The sequence below is a fragment of the Acidovorax sp. K2F genome (genome assembly GCF_025246485.1).
GTDB classification, from domain to species: Bacteria; Pseudomonadota; Gammaproteobacteria; order Burkholderiales; family Burkholderiaceae_C; genus Acidovorax; species Acidovorax delafieldii.
On the sequence record NZ_JAOBSQ010000037.1, the window covers coordinates 88,187 to 100,140 of the forward strand.

11 protein-coding genes are annotated in these 11,954 nt (G+C 65.7%); 8 read left to right on the forward strand and 3 right to left on the reverse strand.

Annotated features, from left to right (window positions below; genetic code table 11):
- Positions 1 to 45: 45 nt before the first annotated feature.
- The 6 genes from N4G42_RS14145 (at position 46) to N4G42_RS14170 (ending at position 5,701) form a co-directional block, all read left to right on the forward strand.
- Positions 46 to 912, forward strand: a complete 867-nt coding sequence (locus tag N4G42_RS14145; protein WP_260667627.1) for an oxaloacetate decarboxylase — start codon at positions 46 to 48, stop codon at positions 910 to 912.
- A 105-nt stretch (positions 913 to 1,017) separates the two neighbouring features.
- Entirely contained in the window at positions 1,018 to 2,385 is a 1,368-nt protein-coding gene (locus tag N4G42_RS14150) for a bifunctional diguanylate cyclase/phosphodiesterase (RefSeq protein WP_108497178.1), read from the forward strand.
- 21 nt (positions 2,386 to 2,406) lie between these two features.
- Complete coding sequence (locus tag N4G42_RS14155) at positions 2,407 to 2,727, forward strand: hypothetical protein (RefSeq protein ID WP_260667628.1); 321 nt, start codon at positions 2,407 to 2,409, stop codon at positions 2,725 to 2,727.
- A gap of 135 nt (positions 2,728 to 2,862) precedes the next feature.
- Positions 2,863 to 3,330 carry a CopD family protein gene (locus N4G42_RS14160; RefSeq protein WP_108497176.1) on the forward strand — a complete coding sequence of 156 codons (468 nt, stop codon included), beginning with the start codon at positions 2,863 to 2,865 and terminating at the stop codon, positions 3,328 to 3,330.
- Between the two features lie 77 nt (positions 3,331 to 3,407).
- Complete coding sequence (locus N4G42_RS14165; RefSeq protein ID WP_260667629.1) at positions 3,408 to 5,255, forward strand: ABC transporter ATP-binding protein; 1,848 nt, start codon at positions 3,408 to 3,410, stop codon at positions 5,253 to 5,255.
- 119 nt (positions 5,256 to 5,374) lie between these two features.
- Positions 5,375 to 5,701, forward strand: coding sequence for an EthD family reductase (locus N4G42_RS14170; RefSeq protein ID WP_056062550.1), 327 nt, complete (start codon positions 5,375 to 5,377; stop codon positions 5,699 to 5,701).
- A 33-nt stretch (positions 5,702 to 5,734) separates the two neighbouring features.
- On the opposite strand, the gene N4G42_RS14175 is transcribed toward N4G42_RS14170, so the two are convergent.
- Positions 5,735 to 7,771: a tetratricopeptide repeat protein gene (locus tag N4G42_RS14175; protein ID WP_260667630.1), complete on the reverse strand. Its 2,037-nt coding sequence runs from the start codon at positions 7,769 to 7,771 to the stop codon at positions 5,735 to 5,737.
- Positions 7,772 to 8,000: 229 nt separating this feature from the next.
- On the opposite strand from N4G42_RS14175, the gene N4G42_RS14180 reads away from it, so the two are divergent.
- The gene (locus N4G42_RS14180; RefSeq protein WP_260667631.1) at positions 8,001 to 8,324 is read left to right on the forward strand and encodes a helix-turn-helix domain-containing protein; all 324 of its coding nucleotides are present in this window, start codon (positions 8,001 to 8,003) and stop codon (positions 8,322 to 8,324) included.
- 69 nt (positions 8,325 to 8,393) lie between these two features.
- Here N4G42_RS14180 and N4G42_RS14185 read toward each other — a convergent pair whose 3' ends face one another.
- The gene (locus N4G42_RS14185; RefSeq protein ID WP_260667632.1) at positions 8,394 to 9,386 is read right to left on the reverse strand and encodes a Bug family tripartite tricarboxylate transporter substrate binding protein; all 993 of its coding nucleotides are present in this window, start codon (positions 9,384 to 9,386) and stop codon (positions 8,394 to 8,396) included.
- A gap of 101 nt (positions 9,387 to 9,487) precedes the next feature.
- Positions 9,488 to 10,585, reverse strand: coding sequence for a lactonase family protein (locus N4G42_RS14190; RefSeq protein WP_260667633.1), 1,098 nt, complete (start codon positions 10,583 to 10,585; stop codon positions 9,488 to 9,490).
- Between the two features lie 382 nt (positions 10,586 to 10,967).
- Between N4G42_RS14190 and N4G42_RS14195 the strand changes: the two genes are divergently transcribed.
- Positions 10,968 to 11,939, forward strand: a complete 972-nt coding sequence (locus N4G42_RS14195; protein WP_056062533.1) for a Bug family tripartite tricarboxylate transporter substrate binding protein — start codon at positions 10,968 to 10,970, stop codon at positions 11,937 to 11,939.
- Positions 11,940 to 11,954 lie beyond the last annotated feature (15 nt).

Sequence of the window (11,954 nt, forward strand, 5' to 3'; positions counted from 1 at the left end):
CCAACAGCTATCAAACATATAGCAACCCAGCTCACCACCCCAACCATGAACACCAGACAACAACTCAAAGCCCTGGCCCAGGCTCGCCGGGGCGTCATCGTGCCCGGCGCTTTCAACGCCCTCTCCGCCCGCGTGGTGGCCGACCTGGGCTTTGAAGCCCTCTACGTCACCGGCGCTGGCGTGACCAACATGTGGTTCGGCCTGCCCGACCAGGCCTTCATGGGCCTGACCGACATTGCCGACCACACCGCACGCATCCGCGACGCGGTGGAGCTGCCGCTCATCGTCGATGCCGACACGGGTTTTGGCAACGCCCTCAACACCTACCATGCGGTGCGTGTGCTGGAGCGCGCGGGGGCCGACTGCATCCAGCTCGAAGACCAGGTCAGCCCTAAGCGCTGCGGGCATTTCAACGGCAAGGACGTGATCAGTACCGACGAGATGCTGGGCAAGATCAAAGCCGCCGTGGATGCGCGCCGTGATGCGGACACCCTCATCCTGGCCCGCACCGACGCCTGCGCCACCCACGGCTTCGAGGCTGCCGTGGAGCGCGCCCAGCGCTTTCAGGAGGCGGGCGCAGACATCCTGTTTGTGGAGGCCGTCACCACGCTGGAAGAGATCCGCGCCCTGCCCCAGCGGCTGGCGGCGCCACAGTTGATGAACATGGTGATCGGAGGCAAGACCCCCATCACCAGCGCCGAAGAACTCGCCGGCTTGGGCTATGGCCTGGTGCTGTACGCCAACACAGCGCTGCAGGGCGCGGTGGCTGGCATGCAAAAGGCCTTGACCGTGCTGCGCGACGAGCAGCGCATTGACGAAGACCCCGCACTGGTCGCACCGTTTGCAGAGCGCCAGCGGCTGGTGCGCAAAGCCGACTGGGATACGCTGGAAGCGAAGTACGCCAGGCCTTAGTGTCACACCCGGGGCAAGAACCCGTCGCGTTTTTGCCTTCAAGGCCGCACAAGCCTCCGGTGCCGGGCACAATGGGTCTTTCCAGCACACCGTGCGCGCTGCACCATGCAAAGCATTTCTTCGTTGAACCTGGTGGACCTGTTGCTCGACGCCGTCTGCATCGTGCGGGGAGACAGCTCGATTGTGTTTGTCAGTTCAGCGTTCGAGCGCATCTTTGGGTACACCCCCGACGAAGTGGTCGGCAAGCGCATGCTGGACATGGTGCACCCCGACGACCTGCCCGCCACGCAACGACAGGCACACAACGTGACGCAGGGCGAGCTGCAGCTGCAGTTTGAAAACCGCTACGTGCGCAAGGACGGCTCCATCGCCCACATCCGCTGGACAGCCCGCTGGCTGCCCGACAAGCAGGTGCGGCTGGCCGTGGCCCACGACATCACCGCGCGCAAGGCCACCGAGTCGATGCAGGCGGTGATCTACGCCATCTCCGAAGCCGCGCACACCACACACAACCTGCAGGCCCTGTTCCAGCACATTCACCAGATCGTGGGCGGCCTGTTGCCCGCCACCAATTTTGCGGTAGCCCTGTACAACCCGCACGATGACCAGCTGAGCTTTCCGTACCACGTCAACGAGCACCTGCCCGCACCCGAACCCATGGCGCTGGCCGAGGACCCGCGCTATGCGGAGGTGATCCGGGGCGGCGCCACCTTGCTGCTCACGCCGGACTCATCGGTAGCAAAGGCCACGCAGTGGCGCGCTGCGGCGCATGCCACGCAGGCGCCGCTGTACTGGCTGGGTGTGCCCTTGCAGACGCAGCATGGCCCCCTGGGAGCACTGGTGCTGCAAAGCTACACCGAACAAGGCCGCTACACCGACAAGGACAAGGAGCTGCTGCAGTTCGTCTCCACCCAGGTAGCGGCCGCCATTGAACGCAAGCAGATGTATGAGCGCCTTGAACATATGGCGCAGTACGACCAGCTCACGCACCTGCCCAACCGCCAACTGTTTCTGGACCGACTCAAGACCGCCCTGGCCCGCGCGCGGCGCGACCAGACGCTGCTGTCGCTGCTGTTCATTGACCTCGACCGGTTCAAGGAAGTGAACGACACCCTGGGCCATGCCATGGGCGATCTGCTGCTGCAGCGGGTGGCGCAGCGGCTGCTCGAATGCGTGCGCGCATCCGATACGGTGGCGAGGCTGGGCGGTGATGAATTTGTGGTGCTGCTCGAAGGCGGCCAGGCCCGCGAGCACGCCTGTGCGGTGGCCGACAAGATACTCGCGGCCTTTGGTCAGGATTTCGACCTCGAAGGCCAGCGTCTGTACATCCAGCCCAGCATTGGCGTGGCCATCTACCCCGAGCATGGTGGCGAAGAGCACCGCCTGCTGGGCCACGCCGACGAAGCCATGTACCTGTCCAAGCGCAACGGCGGCAACCAGGTGCGTGTGGCGCTGGCGCCCCTGCATTCCTGAGGTCCGTGTTGCCAGCCCGTCTTGCACACGTCCGTCCCTGGCTCTGAGGCGACTTCGGTGGGGGCGTACAACGGGACCAAGCCGCTTGTATTGCAGTGCGCGGTGCGGTTGGGTCTGGCTGTGGCGGCCTTGCCGGTAGCTCTTGCCGTCACGCTGATGCTCTATCCGGTGTGGTCATGGGTGGAGCGCACGACAGGCATCGAAAGCGTGGGCCACAGCGGGCCGGCCAGCTGGTGCTATCTGGCCGTGTGGGTGCCCATGGTCACGGCCCTGCTGCTGCCCCCAATGTGGCGCCTGGCCAAGTCACTCTTGCGCAAGCCACATGGCCACGCAGACACATAGGGGTTCTTGGGTCGAGGCCCACCGCCGCAGGCATATCACCGCACAATGCGGCCTGGCATTCGCAACCCCCCGGCCGGATGCTCTGACCCACCCCTGGGTCACTTCACCACACTCGGCGCCCAGCGCCACGCACCCATGCTCTACAACGCCTTGAAGCTTGTCCATGTCCTGTCCATCATCGTGTGGGTGGGGGGCATGGTGTTCGCCCATTTTTTTCTGCGGCCTGCCGCGCAGGCGCTGGAGCCCCCGCAGCGCGTGCGGCTGATGCATGACGTGCTGCAGCGCTTCTTTATGGCAGTCACTGCCGCCGTGGTGCTGGTGCTGGGCAGCGGCCTGTGGATGATCGGCCGCGCGGCCAAGCAGGCGGTTCAGACGGGCGGTGTGTTCTCCATGCCACTGGACTGGACCATCATGGCCACGCTGGGCCTCGTGATGATGGCCATCTTCGGCCATATCCGCTTTGCGTTGTTCCGGCGCCTGCAGCGTGCCGTGGCAGCGTCGGACTGGCCCAGCGGCGCCAAGGCCCTGGGCAGCATCCGCAGCTGGGTGGGCGTGAACCTGGCGCTGGGTGTGGTGATCGTCGTGGTCACGCTGCTGGTCTAGGGTCTATTGATTGGATGGGCCCGCAGGCTGCTGCCCCGCGCGGCAGCACGCACCGCGTGGCCCCAGGAGTTTTGACGTTGTTCCGTTTCTTCGAAAGCCGGCTTCCCCCCTACCCCGCTGCAGAGCCGCACTTGCCTCCCAAGGCCTTTTTGGCCTTTGTGTGGGACGGCACCCGTGGCCTGCGTGGCTACGTGGCCGCCATGGCAGGTTTGTCCGCAGCCATTGCCATTTACGAAGCCCTGCTGTTTGCCGTGTTGGGCGTGGTGGTGGATTGGATCTCCACGTCCGCGTCTCCGGGCACGCTATGGGCCGAACGCAAAGCGGCGCTGATCGGCATCACTGCGCTGCTGCTGGTGTCGGTGGTGCTGGTCGCCTTGCAGACCAGCATCAAGCACCAGGTGCTGGCCATCAACTTTCCGCTGCGGCTGCGCTGGAACTTTCACCGGCTGATGCTGGGCCAGAGCATGGCGTTCTACGCCGACGAGTTTGCGGGCCGCATCACCACCAAGATCATGCAGACCGCGCTGGCCGTGCGCGACATGATCTTCACGACCACCGACGTGGTGATTGGCATGGGCATCTACCTGGTGACCATCCTTGTGCTGCTGGCCGGGTTTGACGCGCGGCTGCTGCTGCCGTTTGCCGCGTGGATGGTGGCCTATGGCCTGGCCTGCTGGTACTTTGTGCCGCGCCTGGGCCAGGTGGGCAAGGCGCAGGCCGACGCGCGCTCGGTGATGACCGGGCGCATCACCGACGCGTACACCAACATTGCCACCGTCAAGCTGTTCTCGCACACGCGGCGCGAATCCGAATTCGCGCGTGCCGCCATGGACGCGTTCAAGCTGACCGGCTATGCGCAGATGCGCCTGGTGAGCCTGTTCGAGATCGTCAACCAGCTGCTGGTGGTGGCCATGATTCTCGGCGCGTGCGGCACGGCCCTGTGGCTATGGTCGGCCGGCGAGGTGGGTGCGGGTGCCGTGGCGGCCGTCACCGCGATGACGCTGCGCGTATCAGGCCACGCGCACTGGGTGATGTGGGAGATGACCACCCTGTTTGAAAGCGTGGGCACCATCCAGGACGGCATCAACACCCTGACCCGACCGCGCGCTGTAGTCGATGCCCCCGACGCCAAGCCTCTGGTCGTGACCCGGGGAGAGGTACGCTTTGAGGACATGAGCTTTGCCTACGGCAGCGGCCCCGATGCCCGTCCGGTCATCGACCGCCTCAACCTCACTATCCGCCCCGGCGAGAAGATCGGACTGATTGGCCGCTCGGGCGCGGGCAAGTCCACGCTGGTCAACCTGCTGCTGCGCTTTCACGATGTGCAGTCGGGCCGCATTCTCATCGATGGGCAGGACATTGCCCGCGTGACCCAAGACAGCCTGCGCCGCCACATCGGCATGGTCACGCAGGACACCTCGTTGCTGCACCGCTCCATGCGCGACAACATCCTGTACGGCCGCCCCGATGCCAGCGAGGCCGACCTGCACCAGGCGGCCGCCCGTGCAGAGGCCGCAGACTTCATCGCCACACTCACCGACCTGCAGGGCCGCACCGGCTACGACGCCCATGTGGGCGAACGCGGCGTGAAGCTCTCGGGCGGCCAGCGCCAGCGTGTGGCCATTGCACGCGTGATGCTGAAAGACGCGCCCATCCTGCTGCTGGACGAAGCCACCAGCGCGCTCGACTCCGAGGTGGAAGCCGCGATCCAGCAAAGCCTCGACGGCCTGATGAAGGGCAAGACCGTGATTGCCATCGCCCACCGCCTGTCCACCATCGCCGCCATGGACCGCCTCATCGTGATGGACGCGGGCCGCATTGTGGAAGAAGGCACGCACGCCCAGCTGCTGGGCCAGGGCGGCGTGTATGCCCGCCTGTGGGGGCATCAGAGCGGCGGGTTCCTGGGCGAATCCGAAGAGGACTGAGCCCGCAGAGGCAGACAGGCCTCCAGCCGCATGGGCGACACGCTGTCGCGCACGCGGCTGTGCCCCGGGTGTGTTGTCCCTACGGTGGCGGGTTTCAACCACCGGATGGAATCGCACCGATGATCAAAGTCACCGCCGTCTACCGCTGGCGTGAAGGCGCCACCTTCAACCACGACTACTACCACTCCGAGCACATGCGCATCGCCCGCGCGGCACTGCAGCCGCTGGGCCTGGTGCGGCTGGAGAGCGACCGCGTGCTCTACCCCGGCGATCCGCGCCCAGGCCAGATCGTGGCGCTGACCAACGCGTTCTTCAGCGACCTGAAGCAGGCCCAGACAGCAGCCAAAGCGACGATGGCTGAACTGTCGGCAGACATTCCCAACTACACCAACATCCAGCCCGATTCGTACTTTGCGCAGGCGTTGGAGCACTCTGTCACCACCTGACGGCCTCGTGGGTTTGCGGTGAGCGACCCACCCCTACCCACGTTCACGCAAGGCCTTGAACAGCAGGCCCAGGCACACGCCCATGCCCAGCAAGGGGATGGCGGCCAGCACCGCCACCACGGCACGCGCCAGGGGCGACCAGTCAAAGTCGCGCGCCGTGCGCCACGCGCCCAACGCGGCGATCAGGCCCAGCACCAGCATGCCCATGCGGAAGCTGGCTCCGGGTTTGAAGAAAGCCATCAGCAATGCCCCATTGGCCACACCAATGCCCAGCGCCGCATGGCCCAGGTGCCACGCAAACGCTGGGGTGGAGCGCCCATAGCGGACATCTCCATGGGCATCGTCTTCATCGTCCTCTTCGCTGCGATGCGTCGGGCCTGTGCGGCTGCGCGATGGGCTGGGCGCCGGCGAACGCGGAGTCTGTGGCTCTGGTGGCCTGGCTGCACCTGGCGACGGCGGGGCGCCATCGCCCCGCCCCCACTCGCCTGCGGACAGACCCGCCGCTGCCGCTGCGCCCACCACCCGCGCGGCGGCCCCACCAGGAGCCTGAAGACTCGGGGCAAGTCCACGCTCTTGCAGCACGGCGCGCAGCCGCCCCGGCTCGCGCAGCGCCATCACCAGCGCCCGCACGGGCCCCTGCTCTTGTGGCTTGATGCGCAAGTCGGCCACCTGCATGGTGGTGCCCCGCGTATTGGCCAGCATGAACAACGCCTTGGCCACCATGGCATCTTTGGGGCCGCCCTTGCCGCTTTCGATGAAGGTGCCCAGGTTGTAGGTGGCGTCGGCGTGGCCTGCCTCGGCCGCCTGGGCATACCAGGCGCGGGCCTGGGCCAGGTTCACGGGGCCGCCATAGCGGCCATGCTCATCGCTGGTGCCCAGGTGAAACGCGGCGTGCGGATCGCCCTCGCGGGCGTACCAGCCCGGCAGGTCGCGCAGGGGGTTGCCAGTCCACACCAGGGGTGCTGCGGCACCGGGTGCGGATGAAGCCGCAGCCATGGGCGCCAGGCTGAGGCCGCCGGGCGATTCTGACGCTTGCTGGGCCTGCTGCTTTTGCTGCGCCCGCTGCCGCTGCGTTTGCGCGGCGGCGTTCCACTTGGCGGCCTGCTGCGCGTCCGCCGGCCCGCCCCAGCCGCGCTCGAACATCACGGCCAACAGGCGTTGGGCGGGTTCATGGTCCCAGTCTGCCGCGCGCTGGCACCAGGAGCGCGCGTTCTCGTAGTTGGGCTGCTCCCAGCCGATCACGGTCTCCAGCGCCTGCCGAAAGGCTGCCACCTCGTGGCCCTGGGCCGCTGCGGGCTCCAGGGCGTCTGCCGCTTCAATGCGCTTGCGCGAGTACAAGGCCAGTTGCTCGCTGCGGGCCACAGCGTCATCGACTGCCTTGCGCTCTTCGTCCACGACCTGCAGCAGTGTCTCGCCCGGGGCGGCCATCAGCCGTGCCATCAGAGCCTGAACGCGGGCCTTCGCCTTGTCTGGAAAGCGCTCGTAGAAGGCTTGGGCGTCCTTGCGGGTCTCCGCATCGTGCGCGCCCATGAGCTGCAGTGCAGCCGCCAGGTCAAAGTGCCTGCGCTGGCCCATGGTGCCAAAACGCAGGGCCCGACCCAGCGCATACAACGCATGGGGGTTGCCCCGCGCGGCCCAGCGCCGGTACTCGGCCCAGGCTTTGGCGTCATCGCCCGCCTGGCGCGCACGGACCGCATGGCGCACCTGCAAATCGGGCTCCTCAGGGGCGTCGCCATTGGCCAGGTAGTGCACGCCACTTTGTGGGTCATACAGATTCAGGCCCAGGCGGGCCGCCTGCTCCCAGCCATCGTCAAACGGCGGACCCCAATCTGGAAAGCGGGTGTTGATACCGACGCCAAAGGTCGGGTCGGTGATGTCAGGACCACCGAGGTAAATGTCCCAGAACCCGGCAAAGCGCTGTTCGACGGCCCGGGCCCAGGCAGTGAATTGGGGGTTCATCGGCACCTGGGGGCCGGCCTCTACGCGCTCGTACTGCGCGTCCGCCTCGGCCTTGGTGGCTGGCCAGGGCCAATCAGCGGGCTTCTCCCAGATCTGGATGGTGTAACTCACGGCTCCCTCCTCGGATGCCGCTCGGAATGCGGCTTGTTGTTTGTGTTGACGGTCGTCAAGTGCGAGCAAATTCTAGAAGCGTCCTCCGCCAGCATGCATCGCGGCACCTCTCTGTTTTGTCCAGTGATGTGCCAGCACCACACCCGGATATCTGTTGCTGTTTTTGAGTAAAAATGGGCTGTAGCGCCCATACTCTATGTGCCAATAGCTCTTTTTTTTATAGCAAACCATGTCCCAGCCACCCGTTTCCGCCATGGCCCTTGCGATGCCTGTGCCCACCGGCGAGCAGCTCAAGGCCGCGCGCGTTGCGGCCGGGCTCAGCCAGGCGCAAGCCGCCGAACTCATGGGCTACCCGCTGCAGACCGGCAGCCGGGGCGGCGTGCAATCGCGCACCTGGCAGGCACTGGAGAGCATGACCGACGAGCGCAACATGCAGGGACCCGTGTTTGCGATGTTTCTGTTGCTCACCGGACAGCATCCCGATCTCGTGCTCGCACATCGCTCACCATCGACGGACGCCCCCGCGAGCGCGCCAGCGCCCTACCCGCAATAAAAAAGGCGGAACGGCCCAAAGGCTGTTCCGCCAAGTCTTTACAGGAAGAAAACAGGATAAGCCGGGCGATCAGTCCACCTTGATATTGGCCGCCTTGATGACCTGCGCCCATTTGTCCACTTCAGCCTTCTGGAAGGTGGCGATCTGGGCCACGCTCATGTCGGCAGGCTCCATGCCAAACCCCTTGAGGCGGGTCTGCATGTCGGGCTGGGCGAGGATCTTGCGGATCTCGTCGTGCAGGCGGCTCACCACTTGGGTGGGCGTGCCCGCCGGCACAAAAATCGCCTGCCAGGACTGCACCTCGAAGTCCTTGAGTTCGGCCACACCCGACTCTGCCACCGTGGGCACGTCGGGCATGGAGGCCAGGCGCTTGGGCGATGTGACGGCAATGGCGCGCAGCTTGCCGCTCTGGATGTGCGGGGCAGCGACCACGGTGGTATCGAACATCATGTCCACCTGGCCGCTGATCACGTCCTGGATGGCGGGGCCGCTGCCCTTGTAGGGAATGTGCGTGAACTTCACGCCCGACTTGTAGGCCAGCAGTTCCACCGCCAGATGCTGCGAGCTGCCCGTGCCGGCGGACGCAGACGACAGGCCGCCCTGCTTGCCCTTGGCGGCCGTCAGCACGTCCTTCAGGGTTTTATAAGGGCTGTTGGCCGACACCACCAGCACCACCGGGTTGGTGCCGATCAGCGTGACGGGGCTGAACGACTTGATGGGGTCGTAGCCCAGCTTGGGGTACAGGCTGATGTTGATGGCATGCGAGCTGACCGTGCCACCCAGCAGCGTGAAGCCATCCGGGGCCGAGCGCGCGGCAGCCTCCGAGCCGATGCTGCCTGCCGCACCGCCCTTGTTCTCCACCACCACCGTGGTGCCCAGGGCTGTGCCCAGTTGCTGGCCGATCAGGCGGGCCAGGGTGTCGGTGGTGCCACCGGCGGCAAAGGGCACCACGTAGCTGATGGCTTTGCCGGTGGGCCAGGTGGTCTGGGCCACGGCGGGCAGCGCCATCAGCGCGCCTGCAGCTGCCAGCGCTGCGGATTGGACCAGGGTTCTGCGTTGCATGTGTTTGTCTCCTAGGGGCAATGAAAAAAGGGGGCAAGGAGCGAGGGCGCCTGCGAAGGCCGTGTTGTCGGTGCAGCCTGTGAACGCACGCCCTTACCCGCTCAGGGCATATCGACGATCTCGATCCAGTTGGGGTTCTTGCCCACCGGAACGCGGGTGGGCGCACCGGGAAGGCCTGTCGCGGGGTCAATGGGGTGCAGTGCGACGTGGTGCGACTCCTGTCCCGCAGCGATCAGGAAGCGGCCAGACGCGTCCACTGCAAAACCGCGCGGCGTCTTTTCGGTGGGCACATGCCCCAGGGGCTGCAACTGCCCGGTGGCGGCATCGACACGAAATGCGCTCAGTGTGCTGGACGTGCGCTCCGACGCATACAGCGTGCGGCCATCGGGCGATAGGTGAATGTCGGCGGCCCAGGGCTTGCCCGCAAAACCTGCGGGCAATGCCGTGGTGCGCTGCAGCGGGCGCAGCGTGCCACGCTCCTTGTCGTAGGCCATCACATGCACGGCCGCGTCCAGCTCGTCCAGCAGATACAGGTGGCGCTGATCGCCGCTCCAGACAAAGTGGCGGGGGCCGGACTTTTCGGGCGCCACGGGGGTCAGCGCGGGCTCGTGGGCGGTGAGCTTGCCGGTCTCTGCATCAAACTTCCAGGCCGAGAGGTGGTCGCCACCCAGGCTGGTAGCAAAGACATAGCGGTTGGCTGCGTCCGCGTGGATGGCGTGCGCGTTGGGCGCAGTGGGGATGAGCTGCTGCACCGCTCCCACGACACCGTCCTTGCCAATGCTGTTGACCGTGATCTTGTGTCCGGGGTAGGAGGCTGCGAACAGCCAGCGCCCGGTGGCGTCGGTGTCGATATTGGCCATGCTGTCGGCCAACGGCGCCTCGCCCAGCTTGCGCAGCTTGCCGCTCGCCGGGTCAATGGCCAGGCTGACCACCCGAAACGGCTGCGAGCGCAATGCCACGTAGAGCACGCGCTTGTCCGGGCTGACGGCCATGGGCATGGCAGCGCCGCCCAGTGCCGTGGTGTCCACGGTCTTGAGCGTCCCGGCGGCGCGGTCCAGCTCCAGCACCGACACATCCTGGCTGTCTGCATTGGCCACGTACACCCAGGTGGCTGCCTGTACCGCCTGTACGCCCAGCGCGGTTGCAGCGGCCAGCATCACGGGCGCGACGCGGTGATGGATACGAAATGGGATGGTCATGCTCGGTCCCCTGGTAGTGCCTTCGGCTGGACTGCGACTCTGAAGCGCGCCCGCCAGTGAGGCTGTGGTGGTTCTGCTGCGCCCGGAGACGCCATTCGCAGGGCGTTCCATTGCTGCAGCATCGTGTGATTGTGATATGTCGTCATACAACAAGGAGTGCATTCTGACCCATCTTCAGCGCTGACAGAGAAAGGGATTACCCGAGGTCACGCACAACCTTGAAACACCCGCCAATCAACAATCTCTGGATTTTTTGGGGCCAGAATTCTCAGTACAAACCCTGAAATTCCCCTAAACATGCACTGAATGACACCGGCATGGATTGCATATTTTTCGATCTAGTTGTACGATGACTAACAACACAAACACACGGAGACATTCCATGAGCCTGCAACGTCGCGCAATTCTTCTGGCCTGCACTGCCGCTCTGGCGGCAGCTTCTGCCACGGCCCAGACCGCTGAATGGCCTGCCAAGACACTGCGCATCGTGGTGCCCTACCCACCAGGCGGCAGCTCGGACATCATTGCGCGCTCGATCAGCCAGGCGCTGTCCGAATCGCTCAAGCAGAGCGTGATCGTCGAGAACAAGCCCGGCGCCAATGGCAACCTGGGTGCCGACTTTGTGGCCAAAGCCGAGCCCGATGGCTACACCATGCTGCTGTGTGATGTGGGCGCGCTGGCGATCAGCCCCTCGGTCTACACCAAGCTGTCGTTCGACCCCTCCAAAGACCTGCGCGGTGTGACCATGCTGGCCTACTCGCCCCACCTGCTGGTGGTGCACCCCTCGGTGCCGGTCAACAACCTCAAGGAGCTGATCGCCTACTCCAAGAAGAACGAGTTGAACTTTGCCGTGACGGCCACCGGCAGCGCTCCCCACCTTGCCGGCGTGGCGCTGGAGCGCGCCAGCGGCGCACGCTGGCAGTACATCCCCTACAAGGGCGGCGTCACCGCGATTCAGGACACCGTGGCGGGCCAGACCCAGGTGCTGATGAACGGCATGCTGGCCACCCTGCCCCAGGTACAAAACGGCAAGCTCAAGGTGCTGGGCGTTTCCAAGTCCACCCGCATGCCGCTGATCGGTGACGTGCCCACGATTGCCGAGCAAGGTGTGGCCGGCTACGAGTCCGGCACCTGGCAAGGCGTGCTGCTGCCACGCGGCACACCCGATGCGGTCGTGCAAAAGCTCAACAAGGCGCTCATCACTGCCATCCGCGCACCCGAGATCCGCTCGCGCCTGGCAGGCCAGGGCGCCGAAGTGGTGACCATGACCTCCACCGAACAGGACCAGTTCTTCGCCAAGGAACGCGCGCGCTGGGCCAGCGTGGTGAAGGCCGCCAACATCAAGCTCGACTGAGCGCCACAGACACCC